Source organism: Samsonia erythrinae (assembly GCF_004342665.1).
Taxonomy (GTDB): Bacteria; Pseudomonadota; Gammaproteobacteria; order Enterobacterales; family Enterobacteriaceae; genus Samsonia; species Samsonia erythrinae.
In genome coordinates, this window is sequence record NZ_SMBY01000007.1 from 203,392 (window position 1) to 220,616 (window position 17,225).

The following is a 17,225-nucleotide window of genomic DNA, read 5'->3' on the forward strand; positions in this document are numbered from 1 at the left end:
TAACGAACACGACGCGACGTTACTCCAGCGACTTCGCCAACTGCTGTAGCCAGGCGTCCACGCCCGTAGAGGGGACGCTCAACTGACGATAGGTTGCTGTTGCTGTAGGGTAACCGCCGACGTCTTCCTGGCTATTTACGAAGCCACCCTTACGTTGGTTAAACTGATCCACGATACGTTTATCGACGGCATCGCGATCGTTGGGGCGAGCGCCTGCATGTTGCAGTACCTGATGAGTCACCGTGCTGGCGGGGGATGCCGTTAATCCTGAAGGCCAGATAGGCGACACTTTCAGCAGGTGAATGCCTTTTCCGGAGGTTTGCGGTGCGGTTTTTCCCTTGATGTCGTAAGCAAGGTTATCTGACATCCAGACGTCACCATTGCTGTTACTTCCTACCAGCCCCAGACCGGTTTTGGTGTTGGCACCGTAATGCATCACGTTACCGACGACGGAGATTTGTGGGCTGAGAGGCCGGGTCTTCCCTTCCCACTCTCTTTCGACCAGACCGACACGGATCCCCCAAATACCGGGGTTGTAGATCAGGTTATTGACCATAACGCCGGTTGAACCGCCTTTGAACCAGGCGTTACGCTCGTTATTGTGCGCATACAGGTTGCCAACGATCGCCACGTTGGTCACGTTGTCGTGCACCAATGTTCCCATCGAATGAATACCTTTGGTATGGGCCGAGTCGTACAACCCTTCTGCAATGATATTGTTCGAGAGAGTGATACGGTGTGCGGTGCCCTGCGGCCCATTATCACGGGGACCGGAAATGGACAGATTCTCGTCTGTGCCCCAGGCAAAGCTGGCGTGATCGATGACGACATTGTACGCATTTGGGCCGGTAATCGAGACATCGCGTTCGAAGCCGCTTTTTTTGCCCATGCCAGCGTCGCCGATACGGAAACGGATATGTTGCATAAGTACGTCATGCGTGGTGATGCTCATGCCGCCGCGAATGAGGGTGATGCCGGGAGAAGGTGCCGTCTGTCCGGCGATGGTGACGAATGGTTCCGCTAACCGGAGGTCGCTTTTATTCAGGTCGATAATACCGCCAACGTCAAAAATGATAATGCGTGGCCCTTTGGTGGCGAGGGCTTCCCTGAGTGAGCCTTTCCCGGAAGAAGCCAGTGTTGTGACGCGGATAATGCGACCGCCACTGCCAGCGACGGTATCGGTTCCGAATCCTTTCAATTCCGGCGCAGCCGGTGTGGCGGCAGTCACTACGGGGGCGAGCCCCAGACTGGCGCTGAAGAGCGCGGCGAACAGAAGATGACGTTTCATTTCCTTTCCTTGAATATTAACGATAAAAATGAGCGAGCCATCAGGCTCGCTCAGACCATTGATAAACCGATTTTGCGAATGAAAACGGGAGTAACGGAATAGAAGAGTAAAGCGTTTGCGTCAGGGATGTATTTACCGCGCCTTGACGATCTATCCGTTATCCCGTTTGGCGGTCTTTGTCAGCAACCTCAGCGAGCTGTACTCCGTGAGAAAAAGAAACGGGCGTTAGTCTCGCTTGCCGGCGACCGTGATGACCTCATTACCCGTTACACTCTGCGGCCGTCAGCACGGCGAGGTTTTTACCCGCACCGGCATAATTCGCCAGCTTATCCTTCACGCACTGTGCGGAAACCGGGGAGTAGCTGTACGGGACTGAGGGGAACGTGCCTGTGCTTTTCCAGTCTTCGGCGTTCACGTAGGGTTTGGAATCCTTATCCCAGGTGATGTTGTATTTGGCGAAGTCGGACGGGCTCATGACGTTGTTATTGCGCAGATCCCAGGTGCCGAAGTTAGAACCGTCGTAACGTGAGGTCACCGGATTCTTCGCATTCTCAAACCAGTTGCGTTCGATCAACGCAATCCCTTTCTGACGCACGTTCAAGCCGGAGCTGGTGATGCCGGTATACAGGTTGTTATACGCGTGAACCTGGCCGCCACGTTGCAGCGGGAGACGCGCGTTCACGTCGCTGTATATGTTGTGATGATAAGTCAGGTTGCGACCGGTATCGCTGCTGCTGAACCCGCTTAGCCCCACTTTCTTGATGCCATGAATGTAGTTGTACGACACCGTGACGTTGGTTGAGGCCTTCTTGATATCAATCGCCGATTCGAACGTGGTATCGCCGTCTTTGGTGCCCTGACACTCAACGTTTTTGGCGAAAATCTCGTTATGGTCAATCCAGACGTTTGGCGTGTTGTCGATGCGAATCGCGTCGCCGTCCTGCGCGCCGCCCGGCATATAGCCAAAACGCATATTACGTATGACGACATCGGAGGATTTTGTCAGCCAGATCCCGAAATTTGCGGAAGAGCCATTCGTGCCGATGATGGTAATACCTTTGGTAAACTCTTTGATTTCCACACCACGCGCGGGCTTTTTCCATTGCTCACAAAGGTTGTTTTCAGCGTCTTTGATTAGCGCATCTTCATTACCGTTATAGGTAATAACGAGTGGATAAGCCCCGCCTTTGACTTTTTTACCGTTGGCGTCCTTTTTCGCGGCGTTGATGATATCGACGATATCTTGCATGGAGCGTGCTGTTTTTTTCACGGCACCGGCAACATCGCCGCCATCAGTCGTGGAATAACCCCCCGTATTTGCCGCAATAGCAGGATTAACAGCGAACAATAATAGTCCCGCGGCGGCAGAAGGCAGTAGGTATTTCATTTGGGTACTCTCCTTGGAATAAATTTTTGTTTGGCGTTCATCCAATCGTGTCTTTCATTATGTATACTGTTTCAATAAAAATGAAATCACGGTTTGTTGAAGGTCGAGGTAAGTGTTACCACAGAAGATGAATAAATCAAAGTACAGGTATTAAATATATAATGTAGGTAACATAAACGATGTTGTTAATTAGAAAGAGAGGTGCGAAAAATAGTGTTTTTCTTTTTTATATAAAATAATACCAGTGTGTTATTGTTTTTTATGTTTGTTAACAGTGTTTTCTATTTTCCTTCCTGTTTCACATTTTTATGTGAGGAGGCTAATTGTGATCGATGTCAGTAAATAAATGGCGAGGTCGGTATTAAATAATGACGTAAAAGCGTTTGGTCGCTTAATTGTTAATTAATTGTATGCCTGTGTCGGGGTGATAATACCCTGATTCCTTTTCTCATGTTCTGCCACTTATACTTCCTATGAAAAATGCAGTGGGTGGGGAGACGTGACGATAAAAATGAGCGAGCTTTTAGCGCTCGCTCATGAAGCGACCGATCGGCGTGAGATGCAGAGCGAAAAGGGGCTGCGCCGATTTCCTGTTACATCACCGTCGTGTGCGTTATTCGCAGCTGTCCTGCGTCAGGACGGCCAGATTTTTACCCACACCGGCATAGTCCGCCAGTTTATCTTTCACACACTGTGCGGAAACCGGGGAGTAACTGTATGGCACGGATGGGAATGTGCCGGTGCTTTTCCAGTCATCCGCATTGATGTGCGGAGAGGAAGGCGTGCTCCAGGTGATATTGTATTTGGCGAAGTTAGATGGACTGGTAATGTTGTTGTTACGCAACTCCCAGGTACCAAAGTTGTCGCTGTCATTACGTGCCGTCACCGGGTTTTTCGCATTCTCAAACCAGTTGCTTTCGATTAATGCGATCCCTTTCTGGCGCACATTCAGGCCAGAGCTGGTGATGCCGCTATACAGGTTGTTGTATGCATGTACCTGACCGCCCCGCTGTAGTGGCAGGCGAGAGTTAACGTCGCTGTAGATGTTGTGATGGTAAGTCAGATTGCGGCCCGTATCCGAGTTGCTTGAACCGCTCAATCCCACCTTTTTGACGCCATGAATGTAATTGTATGACACCGTGACGTTGGTTGAGGCTTTTTTGATATCAATGGCGGACTCAAAAGTGGTGTCGCCGTCTGGCGTACCGGTGCATTCAATGTTTTTAGCGAAGATCTCGTTGTGGTCAATCCAGACGTTGGGGGAATTATCAATGCGGATGGCGTCGCCGTCCTGTGCGCCGCCCGGCATATAGCCAAAGCGCATGTTGCGTACCACGACGTCAGAGGAGTTGATTATCCAGATGCCAAAATTGGCCGATGAGCCGTTGGTGCCGAGGATCGTGATCCCCTTGGTGAAGTTTTTGATTTTTACACCGCGGGCGTCTTTGCTCCATTGACCGCAGATGTTGTTTTCGGCCTCTTTAATCAGCGCGTCTTCATTACCGTTGTAAGTGATGACGAGCGGATAGGCCCCACCCTGGACCGTCTTACCGCTGGAATCCTTTTTCGCTTCTTCAATGATATCAATGATATCTTGCAGAGAATGTGCGGTTTTTTTTACCGCTCCGGAAACATCACCCCCCTCGGTGGTGGCGTAGCCCCCCGTATTGGCGGCTAGCGCGGGGTTTGCTGCAAGTAGTAACAGCCCGGCGGCTGCAGAAGGCAGTAAGTATTTCATTGGGGACTCTCCTTGGAATCTTACCTTTATTGGGGTATTTGTCACTACACACCCTGTGTAATAAAAACGGCTATTTCAACAAAAATGAAACGTGAGTTTGTCGAGGTGCCGGAATAAGTGTTAACATAAAAAATGGACAGTTCAAGGTGGAAACGCCGATAGATTAATTAAATAATGTTGATTTATTTATGTAATTCGATATTGACCGCCAGCGGTAGAAACTGATTTCTGTTTAAATTTGTTTTTATTCATGTGGTTGTTTTTTATTTTCCTCAACATAACCAAAATTATTTCTTTATTTTTCCTTTTATTATTGATGTCATTTTTTTTCTGATTTTGAATAGTTGTGATCTTGGTCAAAAATGAAACTTCACCTTAATTAAATGGGTCACTCCCTGACTCACCTTTATTGATAGTCGTTTATTCATGTGTGCGTGGTTTTGGTTTTTTTGAAAAGGATTGAAAATCGTCATTCTTCATTGTATGACGAAGTATTATGCCGATGAATCAAGGTGTCTGTGTAAGGAGTACATGATTTATATCGGCCGCTCCGTTGCCGGTTAACGCGTAGCGTCTCTGATGGTCACAGGGATAGGATGCCCGACGCGGATTTCATGTATGTTAGTGGAGGGTAGTGGGCGACAAAAATTTGCCACTACATGAGAGCTTTTCTAGAAGCACTATACGCCACGTCTGTTTCGGCACGGAGAGGACAGGCCCATGCATAACACGACTGCTATGAGCGAAAAACGGACCTCAAATTATTAAGGCAAAGAACAACATCTTCAGGTAATGAATAAATTTGATTGAAATAACATATACCGACCCGAAGGTCGGGTATTGTTAACTCAGATAAACGTTTTACCATGCGTAGGCTTCAGGTGCTTCCCCGCCCGGCCCCGGCCAGATGGTATCCAGCCTTTTAAGCGTATCGTCGGAAAGGGACAACGTCAGGGTATTGAGATTCTGCCGGAGCTGTTCAGATGTGCGCGGGCCACTGAGCACGGCGGTAACCACCGGGTTCTGCAGCAGCCAGGCTAGCGCGACGTCTGATGGTGTTTCCCCCAGCTCATCGCACAGTGTTTCCCAGGCCTCCAGTTGCGGCCGCAGGCGGTTGATTTGTGCCTGCAGCTGAGGTGTTGCCCGGCGACCACCGGCAATTTTCTTCAGCACGCCACCCAGCATCCCCATCCCGATCGGGCTCCAGGGGATCAGGCCAATGCCGTAATGACGCAGCGCCGGAATGACTTCCAGTTCAACCGTGCGCTGCGTCAGGTTGTAAAGGCTCTGTTCCGATGCCAGCCCCAGCAGATTGCGTACGCCAGCCGTGCATTGTGCAGTGGCAATATCCCAACCGGCAAAGTTACTGCTGCCCACGTAGCTGATTTTACCCTCGCGGATCAGCTGTTCCATGGCCTGCCAGATCTCCTCCCAGGGAGTGCTCCGGTCGATATGGTGCATCTGGTAGAGATCAATATGGTCCGTTTTCAGTCTTTTCAGGCTGGCCTCACATGCCCGGCGAACATGGTAGGCGGACAGGTATTTATCGTTCGGGCCCGTGTCCATCGGCTGGTAAACTTTCGTGGCCAGCACTATCCGGTCGCGCTGGCCGCTGCGCGCCAGCCAGTTACCGATGATTTCTTCGGATGTCCCGTACCCCTTTGCCATATCCGGCGACTGCGGCCCGCCATAGACGTCAGCGGTATCGAAAAAGTTGATACCCGCATCCACGGCTTCATCCATGATCCTGAAGCTGCCCGGCTCATCCGTCAGCTCACCGAAATTCATGGTCCCGAGACCGATGCGGCTCACCCGCAGGCCGGTACGGCCAAGATGTTTATAGTTCATTTCTGATACTCCTTAGCTGAACGTGTTATTGCAGGTTCTTATGGAAAAAGTCGGTTAGTTTGTCAAAAGGGATCACGCCGGTACGGTCATACAGATCGACATGCCCTGCGCCCGGTACGACATACAGATCTTTAGGCTGCCCGGCGCGTTTATAAGCATCTTCACTGGATTCTTTTGAGTGAGCCCGATCGCAAGTGTTTAACAGCATCGGGCGCAGTGAAAGTATTTCACTATCAGGACGTCAGCGTGGCGTTATCAATGACAAACCGGTAATGCACATCGCCCCTGAGCATGCGCTCATAGGCGTCATTAATCTGATCGGCGCGGATAAGCTCAATGTCGGCGACAATACCGTGTTCAGCGCAGAAATCGAGCATCTCCTGCGTTTCAGGAATGCCGCCAATCATCGACCCGGCAATCGATCGGCGCTTCATTATGAGGCTGAACACTTCCGGCGAGTCATGCGGCGTGGCCGGCGCGCCCACCAGGGTCATCGTGCCGTCGCGTTTCAGCAGCGCGGTGAACACGTCAAGGTTATGCGGCGCAGCAACGGTGTTGAGGATGAAATCGAAGCTCTTTGCATGGGCATCCATTTCATCGGCATGACGGGAGACCACCACCTCATCCGCACCGAGCGCCCTGGCGGCGTCACGTTTGGATTCGGACGTGGTGAAAGCCACAACATGCGCGCCCATGGCGTGCGCCAGCTTGATCCCCATGTGACCCAGTCCACCGATACCGACCACCCCGACCTTTTTGCCGGGTCCCGCCTGCCAGTGACGCAGCGGTGAGTACGTTGTGATCCCCGCGCACAGCAGCGGTGCCACGGCGGCCAGCTGCGCTTCCGGATGAGTGACACGCAGGACATAACGTTCGTGCACCACAATCTGTTGCGAATAACCGCCCAGCGTGTGGCCCGGTGCATCCGGCGTCGGAAAATTGTATGTCCCCGTCATATGGTCGCAGTAGTTCTCCAGTCCGTCGTCACAGTCACCGCAGTGCCGGCAACTGTCGACAATACAGCCGACGCCCACCAGATCCCCGGCACGAAAACCGGAGACGTGATCGCCGACGGCCACCACGCGGCCGACAATTTCATGTCCCGGCACGCAGGGATAGAGCGTCCCGGCCCATTCGGCGCGTACCTGGTGGATATCCGAATGGCAGACGCCGCAGTACGCGATATCAATCTGCACATCATGGGCGCCGGGGGCGCGACGGGTGATATCCATCGGCTCCAGCGGCAGTGTGCCCGCATGGGCACCGTAAGCTTTAATTGTCATGGCATAACTCCTGGGTTTATGAAGGGTCTCCGGCAGAGGTGTCTGCGCGTGAGGTCAGGAAAATCAGTACGGTTGCGATAATCAGCATCACGGCGCTGGCCAGGAAGGTGCTCTGGTAGCCGTGATGGTCGAAAAGCAGGCCGCCCACCGTCGAACCGAGGGCAATGGACAACTGCACCATCGCCACCATCAGCCCGCCGCCCGCTTCGGCATTCTGCGGGAAGGTGCGCGGAACCCACGCCCACCACCCCACCGGCGCGGCGGTGGAAACCAGTCCCCACAGCCCGAGCAACGCCGTCACGATAGCCACCTGACTGCCGAAGATGATTAGTGTCAGCGCGGTGATCGCCATCAGCACCGGGATAGCCATCAGAGTCGGGTAGAACCCATGTTTCAGCACCCGGCCAATCAGGGTGGTGCCGATGAAACCCGCGACACCGATAACCAGCAGGACCAGGGTCACCGCTGAGGCATCCACCCGCGTCACCGTCTCAAGGAAAGGCCGGATGTAGGTAAAGAGGGTGAACTGCCCCATAAAGAAGATCCCGACGCCCAGCATGCCCAGCGTGACCACCCGGCGACGAAACAGCGTGAAAACGTTGCGGTTACCCGCACCCTGACGGGTAACCGGCATGTAAGGCAGACTGAGTAACTGCCAGACAAACGCGACGATGGCGACCGGCACCAGGCAGAAGAAGGCCCCCCGCCAGCCAATCACCGACCCGAGCCAACTGCCCAGAGGCGCGGCCACAACGTTGGCCAGTGCATTACCGCTGTTGAAAATAGCCAGCGCCAGCGGAACACGGTGTACCGGTACCAGACGCATTGCCGTCGCGGCCGACATCGACCAGAAACCGCCGACCACGATGCCAATCAGCGCCCGGCCCACCATATAGGTCAGGTAATTGGGGGCCATGGCAATGACGACACCGGAAGCCGCCATAATGCAGGTCAGGCCGAGCAGCAGGGTTTTGCGGTCAAGCGTACCTGCCAGCACGGAAATAAACAGGCTGGTCACTACCGCAAATGCCCCGGAAATGGCGATGCCCTGACCGGCCATGCCTTCGGTGACATGCAGGGTCTGCGCCATCGGCGTCAGGAGGCTGACCGGCATAAATTCGGAGGCGATCAGGGCGAAGACGCACAGCGTCATGGCAAAGACACCACTCCAGTGCGCGGGGTGTTTCCCGCTTCCGGTGGTTTTTTTTCTGTTCCCGTCTGTCTTGTTACTCATTTACGGCTTTCTTTTCAGTGGGTGACATGAAATCTGCTCCCCGGAGTCTCCAGCTCTGCAGGAAGACTGGAACGGCATACGGGGACGGGACGGTAATATAAAGTGGAAAATGTTGCAGGTCAGTTGGCGGCACGGATCTGCACAGCCAGCGGTCCGTGGCGCTGCAGGGCCGGCAGTCCGGAATCGATTTTCCCTACCGGGATCAGTGAACGGGCGTACGGTCTGCCTCGGGCAAAAATCGCCAGGTTGCCCCAGGGCGCATAGAAAGTGATGTCGCCAGCTTCCGGCGTCATGCCGTCCGGTGCCTGTGCCGTGGAAAGCCCGCGGGGCAGGTTGCTGATGCGCTCAATATCGGCATAGTCTTCCAGCGTCAGGCTGAGGGGAAGTATTGACGCAAAGTCCCGTCCTGTCGGCGTGTCATAGAGGGTGGCGGTGGCAGTCTCTCCGTCCACAATGATCTCAATTTTCATAAGATTCTCCTGCGCTACTCCCCGGTTGTTGTCACCCGCCATAGCAGACTGCGTGATGAAAAGCAGACTGGCTAAGAGGTGCAGCAGTGACGTTCTGCGGTAAGCGTTTTGCATAAGGGTTAACGTTGACTTTTTCATCACATTATTGTTACCAATATGCGGTGGGTTAACTAGCTAATGAATCCTTAATGACCTTATAAGTAAAATTTATAAATAAACCGGAAACAATCATGGCCAGACGCAATCTCAACGATTTACTCTCTTTCGTCACCGTGGCGCGGGAAGGCAACTTTACGCGCGCAGCCGCACAGCTTGGGGTGACCCAGCCCGCACTGAGCCAGGCGATTTCCGGACTGGAAGAACGGATGCAAATCCGCCTGCTGACGCGGACCACGCGCAGCGTGTCGATGACGGCCGCCGGGGAGCGCCTGCTGCAGTCGGTGGGCCATCGCATTGATGAGATTGAAGCCGAACTGGACATGCTGACGGCACTGCGTGATAAGCCTGCGGGGACCGTCCGTATTACCTGTGGACCCAATGTCCTGAAGACCACGCTGCTGCCAAAGCTGACGCCGCTGTTACGCGAATATCCTGATATTCATATTGAGTTTGACGCCAACCACGGGTTCCGGGACATCGTGGCGGATCGTTTTGATGCCGGCGTGAGGCTCGGAGACACCATCGACAAGGACATGATAGCCGTGCCCATCGGCCCGAAACTGCGCATGGCGGCGGCGGCCACCCCTGAATATTTTGCCCGTTATCCGGAGCCGCAGACACCGCATGACCTGACACAGCACCAGTGCATCAACCTGCGCATGATCCGGTCCGGCAGGATCTACGTCTGGGAGTTCGAGCAGGAAGAAGGGGAGCTGAACGTCAGGGTGAACGGTCAACTGACTTTCAACACCTCTGAGCATGTTGTGGACGCGGCACTGGCCGGACTCGGGATTGCATTTTTACCTGAAGAGGAATTTGGTTCGCATATCAGCGAAGGCCGTCTGATTCGCATACTTGAACCCTGGTGCCTGCCATTTCCGGGCTACTATCTTTATTACCCCAGCCGTAAACAACCCTCCCCGGCCTTTTCACTCGTTGTGGATGCGTTGCGCATTAACCGGAAAATTTAACACTGAATTATCGGGCCAATATTTTCAGAATGGATATGAACGTCCACTTCTGGCAATAGCAGACCGTCAATCTATCTTCCAAAATAGCTGTCCGATAACTCAAACCAACACCTTTAATCCATGCTTCTGCACCACGGTAAGCAGTTTCAGCGATAACCCGCTAGGGCGTTTTACGCCGCTTTCCCATTTCTGCACCGTTGAGACACTGGTGTTCAGGTAGCTAGCGAAAATGGGTTGGCTGACGTTCAGCTTTTCACGCAGAGCCTTAATCTCAAGGGGTTGAAGATCCTCCACGCTGCTGAGGCATGCTTTGTCAAAGTTGCGCATCGTTTCCTGTGGAACAGCGTCTACGCTGAATAATCCAGAAGCCGCGCTATGGATAGCCTTAAATGCAGGACTCTTGAATTTACTTTTTGCGGTCATGGCAAATTTCCACCCGTTCTTTACTCTTAATCAAAGCCGTAATTTTTTCATCGGCAAGGGCGGAATGGTGCTTCGCCAACTCGCGGAATCCGGCCAGTTCACGATGATCGATATTCGCCATATCCTGCTTGGCATACGGGAACGTGTAAAACCAGTGCTGTCCACCTTTCGCCAATACGATGGCGCGATCTCAATTCTGATTCAGCCGCTTTCTTATAAACGCCGCCGCCGAGATTGTCGGCTTTCCCTTGCATTACCGCCTCCATAGCTTCATATAACTCGCTATCCTTGATGGCGTGGGATTTAGCTGCCTTAGTGAACCATTTGGTTTTGAATACACGCATCAGGCCGACATCCTGTAACCCTAACTATAGCACCTGGTGCTAGATCATTCTTTTTTTCTGGCAGGGTATTCGCCCACGGACGGCCAAAGCTGTCGAGCCATATAGATCTTTAACGTTCCGTGAACGTCAATTTCTTGTCATCCCTTTCATGCCGGAGACGGGTACAATGGCCTTTATCGCTTTAGCCCATAAGAATGTATCAAAAAAAATTGCGGGTATTAATGCGGGTATTGAAAGACAAGTCAATTAACATTTTTATTATTTATCAATAAGTTAACTAATTTATGCTGCTAATTATCGATAACTACGACTCCTTTACTTACAACCTTTACCAATACTTTTGTGAGCTTGGCGCTCACGTCGTGGTGAAGCGCAATGATGAACTGACGTTGCATGAGATTGAGCGACTTGCGCCTGAAAGATTGGTGATTTCGCCGGGGCCCTGCACGCCGGATGAGGCCGGTATTTCGCTGGCCGCCCTGCGTCATTTTGCCGATAAACTGCCGATTCTGGGCGTGTGTCTTGGTCATCAGGCGATGGGGCAGGCGTTCGGCGCGCGCGTGGTGCGGGCAAGACAGGTGATGCATGGGAAAACCTCGGTCATTGCGCACAGCGATACCGGCGTTTTTGCCGGCCTGGCCCAGCCTTTAACGGTAACCCGCTACCATTCCCTTGTCATTGAACCGTCATCACTGCCTGATTGTTTTGATATCACGGCATGGAGTGAGCGTGAGGGAAAGCCTGACGAGATTATGGGGATCCGCCACCGTTCGCTGCCGCTGGAAGGAGTACAGTTTCACCCGGAGAGCATTCTCAGTCAGCAGGGGCATCAGCTTTTGGGGAATTTCCTTAAAATTTAATCGTCTGGAAAGTTATTTTCTTCAGAGACGGATTTAATATTGCTCTGAATTGATTTTTTATGCATATTTAATGACTATATTTTCATTTCTGGCGTAATGGACAGCAGAGTGAGGCAGCAAATGGCAGCAGAGCAGAAAACGGTAACACGGGATACTCACGACAAGGTGATTTTGCCGGTTTATGCACCAGCACAGTTTGTCCCCGTAAAGGGGAAGGGGAGCCGGGTCTGGGATCAGGATGGCCGTGAATATATCGATTTCTCCGGTGGTATTGCGGTGACGGCGCTCGGCCATTGCCATCCTGCATTGGTTAATGCGTTGCAGCAGCAGGGTGAGAAGCTGTGGCACACCAGCAATATTTTTACCAATGAGCCGGCGCTACGCCTCGCCAGTAAACTGATTGATGCGACCTTTGCTGATCGCGTGTTTTTTGTTAATTCCGGCGCGGAGGCTAATGAAGCGGCGTTTAAGCTGGCGCGTCACTATGCGGTTAAACGCCATAGCCCATACAAAACTAAGATCGTCGCTTTTTATCATGCGTTCCATGGCCGGACGCTGTTTACCGTGTCGGTGGGCGGGCAGCCGAAGTATGCCGACGGCTTCGGGCCTAAGCCTGCGGATATTGTCCACGTTCCCTTCAACGATCTGGCCGCGGTTAAAGCGGTGATGGACGATCACACCTGTGCGGTCGTACTGGAGCCGATTCAGGGCGAGGGCGGTATTACGCCTGCCACGCCTGAATTTTTACAAGGCGTGCGCGAGCTGTGCGATCGGCACGAGGCGCTGCTGGTGTTTGATGAAGTGCAAAGCGGGATGGGGCGCACCGGTAAGCTCTTCAGCTATATGCACTACGGCATTACGCCAGATATTCTCACTACGGCGAAAGCGCTGGGCGGTGGTTTCCCGATTAGCGCGATGCTGACGACGGAAGAGATCGCATCCGTTATGACGGTGGGTGTACATGGCACCACTTATGGCGGCAACCCGCTGGCCTGTGCGGTGGCGGAAGCGGCGCTGGATATCATCAACACGCCGGAAGTGCTGTCAGGCGTGGCTGCCCGTCACGATCGGTTTGTCAGCGAGCTTGAGAAAATTAACCAGCAGTACGACGTATTTGAGCAGGTTCGCGGTATGGGGTTGTTGCTGGGCGCTGCGCTGAAGCCGCAATGGCATGGCCGCGCGGGCGAGTTTCTGGCTGCCGCAGCCGCTCAAGGGCTGATGGTGTTGATGGCTGGTCCGAACGTGATCCGTTTTGTGCCTTCTTTGATTATCGATGAAGAAGATATTGCGGATGGGATGGGGAGATTTGCCAAAGCGGTCGCGCAGGTGGTTAACGCGGTGAACTGAATGAGCATGGCATGATAGGCGTCTGAATCATAAAAAAGCGTGAGGCCGCCGCCTCACGCTTTTTTGCTGGTAGGGTAGGTAGAGTACCGCGACAGGGATTTAACGGGTGCCGTAAACGACGATCGTTTTACCATGCGCAGAGATCAAATTCTGGTCTTCTAGCATTTTCAGAATACGGCCCACGGTTTCGCGCGAGCAGCCAACGATTTGCCCAATCTCCTGACGGGTAATTTTTATTTGCATGCCATCGGGATGCGTCATGGCATCAGGCTGTTTGGCCAGGTTAAGTAATGTTTGAGCGATACGGCCAGTAACATCAAGGAAGGCGAGGTTACCCACCTTCTCAGAGGTTACCTGAAGCCTGCTTGCCATTTGCGCAGACAGGCGCATAAGAATATCTGGGTTGACCTGGATAAGCTGGCGGAATTTTTTATAGGAAATTTCAGCGACTTCGCAGGCGGTTTTTGCCCGCACCCAGGCACTGCGTTCCTGACCCTCTTCAAACAGGCCGAGCTCGCCGATAAAATCGCCCTGATTGAGGTAAGAAAGGATCATCTCCTTGCCTTCTTCATCTTTGATTAGCACTGCGACAGAGCCTTTCACGATGTAGTAAAGCGTTTCTGCTTTTTCACCTTGGTGAATCAGCGTGCTCTTCGATGGGTACTTGTGAATATGGCAATGAGAAAGGAACCATTCGAGAGTTGGGTCTGTTTGCGGTTTGCCGAGAACCATTTGCTATCATCCTCTGTTGTAATTCACTGCGCAAATTACAGGGGTCAGAGTTCCCTGTACGGCGTGTTTAGCTGCTAAAAAAACAAAATTCAGTCTAGGCAGAATGACGTCAGGGAATATACTGGAACCTCTGTACCCGTGATTTTTCGAGCGCTGCTTGTCCGCACCGTGAACGTAATTGGGGTATGTCTGGCAACGTCATCATCTTCCTTGCCTCTGGGATTAGCCAGAAAAGGTCGATTCCTCTTTGTTTTTAACACAGGTTTAAGGATGTGTCTCGTGTTGTCTCGCTTCAGCATGACAAGGCGCTGATTCTCGATGGTTTTTGTACAGTAACGGTATAAATTTTCAAAAATTTTTTAGTGGAGAGGCACTATGCATGCTCGGGTGAAATGGGTTGAGGGTTTAACGTTTCTGGGTGAATCCGCATCAGGACATCAGGTCTTGATGGACGGCAATGCAGGCGATAAAGCGCCCAGCCCGATGGAGATGGTGTTGATGTCCGTCGGGGGATGCAGTGCGATTGATGTCGTTTCGATTTTGCAAAAAGGCCGTAATGATGTGGCGGATTGTGAAGTGAAACTCACATCGGAACGCCGCTTGGAAGCGCCGCGTTTATTTACCCATATTAACCTGCATTTTATCGTGACGGGAAAAGGGCTGACCGATAAGACCGTCGAGCGCGCCGTCGCACTGTCTGCGGAAAAATACTGCTCCGTCGCGCTGATGCTGGGTAAAACCGTTGAGGTGACGCACAGCTACGAAATCCGGGCGTTGGCATAATCCCGCTTCCCGGGCACGGCGTTTCCGCGCCCGGTTTTGGCTATTCGAGGGTTTTCCCTTCTATCAGCCGTTGCACCAGCGGTGCCATGATTAATTCCATCGCCAGCCCCATTTTTCCGCCGGGGACGACTAACGTGTTGATGTGGGAGATAAACGACCCCTGCAACATGGCGAGCAGATAGGGATAATCAATATTATCCAGCCCCTGAAAGTGGATGACGACGAAGCTTTCATCCAGTGAGGGAATCGATTTGGCCGCGAACGGGTTGGAGGTATCCACGGTCGGGACGCGCTGGAAGTTGATGTGGGTGCGAGAAAACTGCGGCGTGATGTAGGTAATGTAATCTTCCATCGAACGGACGACGGAATCCATCACCGCCTCACGGGAATGGCCGCGTTCGTTGACATCGCGAATCAGCTTCTGGATCCATTCCAGGTTAACGATCGGCACTACGCCGACGAGCAAATCCACATGGCGCGCTACGTTGTTCTGTTCGGTGACCACGCCGCCGTGCAGGCCCTCGTAAAACAGCACATCAGTGGGTTCCGGCATCGGTTCCCACGGCGTGAACGTACCGGGAACCTGATTATAAGGAATGGCTTCATCGTAGGTGTGAAGGTATTTACGCGTCTGACCGCGCCCGTGCTGGCCATACTCGATAAACGACTGCTCCAGCAGGCTGAAGTCATTCGCTTCCGGGCCGAAGTAGCTGATGTGACGCCCTAAATCACGCGCTTTTCGAATAGCCATGTCCATTTCCGGGCGGGTATAGCGATGAAAGCTGTCGCCTTCCAACTGAGCCGCACGCAGGTTGAGCTGCTGGAAAATTTTACGGAAAGCCAGACTGGTCGTCGTGGTTCCCGCCCCGCTGGAACCGGTAACCGCAATAATCGGATGCTGGTGTGACATATGGCGCTTAACTCCGTGATTGCGATGCTGCATCGACTGAGAGCCTGCGCGCATCCTCAAAAATGACGTCAGTTTTTATTATTGTTAGCATGTTTGGCGCATTCTTTCACGCCTTTCGGCATGATTGATACGGGGCTACTTATCCGGCATTGAACTGGCCACGCGGCATAATATTGAGCGTTTCATGTAGCTCTGACCACACCAATACCACTTCGCCGGACGTGAGCTGCCGGCGGATGTCTTCGACTTTCTGCGCCAGCGAACGTTCCTGCTCGCCGTAATCGGTGCCTTCCCGCAGGACGAAAGATTCGATGATGTTATCCAGCGTTTCTGGATCGAGCTGTTGCCAGGGAATAATCACGCTGTTTTTCCTGAATAAAGAGACGGGGCGGCGCGGTCCAGAAATGGACTGAGCCAGTGAGGAATACGCTGCTCCAGCCACATTTTCGGCTTCAGCAGCGTTCCGCCGACGAAGCCGACATGTCCGCCATGTTCTGTTAGCTGATATTCAATATTAGACGGTAACTGTGACAGGTCGGGAATCACTTCCTCCGTCATGAACGGATCGTCTTTCGCATGGATGATGAGAAGCGGTTTGCGGATCTGGGGCAACAGCGGCAGAGCGCTACAGCGTCGATAGTAATCGGCGGCATCGCGGAAGCCGTGGAGACGTGAAGTAATGACGTCATCAAATTCGCGTAGCTGGCGGATTCGCTTCAACTGCGGCAATTGAATCGGTAGTGTGTCGGGATAGGCGGCCAGCTTACGGCCGGCGTTTTGTTTCAACAATCGCAGCAGATAGTGCTGATAGACGCGGGAGAAGCCTTGTTCCATCCGGCGGCTACAGGGTTCGAGCATCAATGGCGCCGAGACGATGACGGCGGCGGACAGTGAACAGGCTTCGCCCTGCTGCGCGAGCAGATAGGCGAGCATGTTGCCTCCAAGCGAAACGCCGATGGCGGCGGTTGGAGCCTCGCCCAGCGTCTCGCGCATCCAGTGCAGAAAATAGCGGGCATCGCTGGTTTCACCGGAATGATAAATACGCTTCATCCGGTTGGGCTTACCGCTGCATCCGCGAAAATGCATGATGACGGCCAGCCAGCCGCGCTGTTTACAGGCATGCAGCAGGCCGTGGGCGTAGGGGCTGTGAAAGCTGCCTTCCAGTCCGTGGAACAACACCACGCGCGGTTTGTGCCGCGTCTGTTCAGGCGCGTCGCTCCACGCCAGATCGACGAAATCGCCGTCCGGTAATTCAAGCGACTGCCAGACGGGCGAGAATTGCGCATGACGGCGAATCAGGCGCGGTAGTATCGTTTGCAGGTGTGGATTCTGGGCGCCGCTTAGCGGACGAAAATGGTCATGCATAAAAGGATATGAAAATCTTGTTGTCGGACCTTGTACGATCAATATCACACTGTTAGCTTCAATGCTGCCAGTTGGTTCGATAT

At 53.0% G+C, this 17,225-nt stretch carries 16 protein-coding genes and 2 pseudogenes; 4 read left to right on the top strand and 14 right to left on the bottom strand.

Annotated elements, in window-relative coordinates:
- Positions 1-19: 19 nt before the first annotated feature.
- The 8 genes and pseudogenes from pelZ to EDC54_RS12735 all read right to left on the bottom strand — a co-directional run bounded on the left by pelZ (position 20) and on the right by EDC54_RS12735 (position 9,386).
- A complete protein-coding gene (pelZ, locus tag EDC54_RS12700; protein ID WP_132456782.1) occupies positions 20-1,288 on the bottom strand; it encodes a pectate lyase PelZ in 1,269 nt (422 codons plus the stop codon).
- 259 nt (positions 1,289-1,547) lie between these two features.
- Complete coding sequence (locus tag EDC54_RS12705) at positions 1,548-2,675, bottom strand: polysaccharide lyase (protein ID WP_132456785.1); 1,128 nt, start codon at positions 2,673-2,675, stop codon at positions 1,548-1,550.
- 613 nt (positions 2,676-3,288) lie between these two features.
- A complete protein-coding gene (locus tag EDC54_RS12710; protein WP_132456788.1) occupies positions 3,289-4,413 on the bottom strand; it encodes a polysaccharide lyase in 1,125 nt (374 codons plus the stop codon).
- Between the two features lie 861 nt (positions 4,414-5,274).
- Positions 5,275-6,261, bottom strand: coding sequence for an aldo/keto reductase (locus EDC54_RS12715; protein ID WP_132456791.1), 987 nt, complete (start codon positions 6,259-6,261; stop codon positions 5,275-5,277).
- 25 nt (positions 6,262-6,286) lie between these two features.
- Positions 6,287-6,496: pseudogene (locus EDC54_RS12720) on the bottom strand (alpha/beta hydrolase); the annotation flags it as partial.
- The gene (locus tag EDC54_RS12725; protein WP_132456794.1) at positions 6,495-7,544 is read right to left on the bottom strand and encodes an NAD(P)-dependent alcohol dehydrogenase; all 1,050 of its coding nucleotides are present in this window, start codon (positions 7,542-7,544) and stop codon (positions 6,495-6,497) included. The pseudogene EDC54_RS12720 and the gene EDC54_RS12725, both read right to left, overlap by 2 nt.
- Before the next feature lie 16 nt (positions 7,545-7,560).
- A complete protein-coding gene (locus EDC54_RS12730) occupies positions 7,561-8,778 on the bottom strand; it encodes an MFS transporter (protein ID WP_132456797.1) in 1,218 nt (405 codons plus the stop codon).
- Between the two features lie 119 nt (positions 8,779-8,897).
- The gene (locus EDC54_RS12735) at positions 8,898-9,386 is read right to left on the bottom strand and encodes a cyclophilin-like fold protein (protein WP_165904305.1); all 489 of its coding nucleotides are present in this window, start codon (positions 9,384-9,386) and stop codon (positions 8,898-8,900) included.
- Between the two features lie 92 nt (positions 9,387-9,478).
- On the opposite strand from EDC54_RS12735, the gene EDC54_RS12740 reads away from it, so the two are divergent.
- Positions 9,479-10,378: a LysR family transcriptional regulator gene (locus EDC54_RS12740; RefSeq protein WP_132456800.1), complete on the top strand. Its 900-nt coding sequence runs from the start codon at positions 9,479-9,481 to the stop codon at positions 10,376-10,378.
- Between the two features lie 99 nt (positions 10,379-10,477).
- On the opposite strand, the gene EDC54_RS12745 is transcribed toward EDC54_RS12740, so the two are convergent.
- Positions 10,478-10,801 (bottom strand): helix-turn-helix domain-containing protein, encoded by a 324-nt coding sequence (locus EDC54_RS12745; protein WP_132456803.1) that lies wholly within the window; start codon positions 10,799-10,801, stop codon positions 10,478-10,480.
- Positions 10,785-11,145 (bottom strand): annotated as a pseudogene (locus tag EDC54_RS12750) (type II toxin-antitoxin system RelE/ParE family toxin). Before EDC54_RS12750 ends, EDC54_RS12745 begins: the two are co-directional and overlap by 17 nt.
- 284 nt (positions 11,146-11,429) lie before the next feature.
- On the opposite strand from EDC54_RS12750, the gene EDC54_RS12755 reads away from it, so the two are divergent.
- Complete coding sequence (locus tag EDC54_RS12755) at positions 11,430-12,005, top strand: aminodeoxychorismate synthase component II (protein WP_132456806.1); 576 nt, start codon at positions 11,430-11,432, stop codon at positions 12,003-12,005.
- Between the two features lie 120 nt (positions 12,006-12,125).
- A complete protein-coding gene (gene argD, locus EDC54_RS12760; RefSeq protein WP_132456809.1) occupies positions 12,126-13,352 on the top strand; it encodes a bifunctional acetylornithine/succinyldiaminopimelate transaminase in 1,227 nt (408 codons plus the stop codon).
- Positions 13,353-13,451: 99 nt separating this feature from the next.
- Here the strand turns inward: argD and crp are convergent, their stop codons facing one another.
- Positions 13,452-14,084 carry a cAMP-activated global transcriptional regulator CRP gene (gene crp / locus EDC54_RS12765; protein ID WP_004090925.1) on the bottom strand — a complete coding sequence of 211 codons (633 nt, stop codon included), beginning with the start codon at positions 14,082-14,084 and terminating at the stop codon, positions 13,452-13,454.
- 375 nt (positions 14,085-14,459) lie between these two features.
- Between crp and EDC54_RS12770 the strand changes: the two genes are divergently transcribed.
- Entirely contained in the window at positions 14,460-14,867 is a 408-nt protein-coding gene (locus tag EDC54_RS12770; RefSeq protein WP_132456812.1) for an OsmC family protein, read from the top strand.
- 40 nt (positions 14,868-14,907) lie between these two features.
- Here EDC54_RS12770 and EDC54_RS12775 read toward each other — a convergent pair whose 3' ends face one another.
- The 3 genes from EDC54_RS12775 to EDC54_RS12785 form a co-directional block, all read right to left on the bottom strand.
- The gene (locus EDC54_RS12775) at positions 14,908-15,777 is read right to left on the bottom strand and encodes a phosphoribulokinase (protein ID WP_132456815.1); all 870 of its coding nucleotides are present in this window, start codon (positions 15,775-15,777) and stop codon (positions 14,908-14,910) included.
- Between the two features lie 139 nt (positions 15,778-15,916).
- The gene (locus EDC54_RS12780; protein ID WP_132456818.1) at positions 15,917-16,138 is read right to left on the bottom strand and encodes a YheU family protein; all 222 of its coding nucleotides are present in this window, start codon (positions 16,136-16,138) and stop codon (positions 15,917-15,919) included.
- On the bottom strand, positions 16,135-17,142 hold the full coding sequence (locus EDC54_RS12785; protein ID WP_132456821.1) for a hydrolase: 1,008 nt from the start codon (positions 17,140-17,142) through the stop codon (positions 16,135-16,137). Before EDC54_RS12785 ends, EDC54_RS12780 begins: the two co-directional genes overlap by 4 nt.
- Between the last annotated feature and the right edge of the window lie 83 nt (positions 17,143-17,225).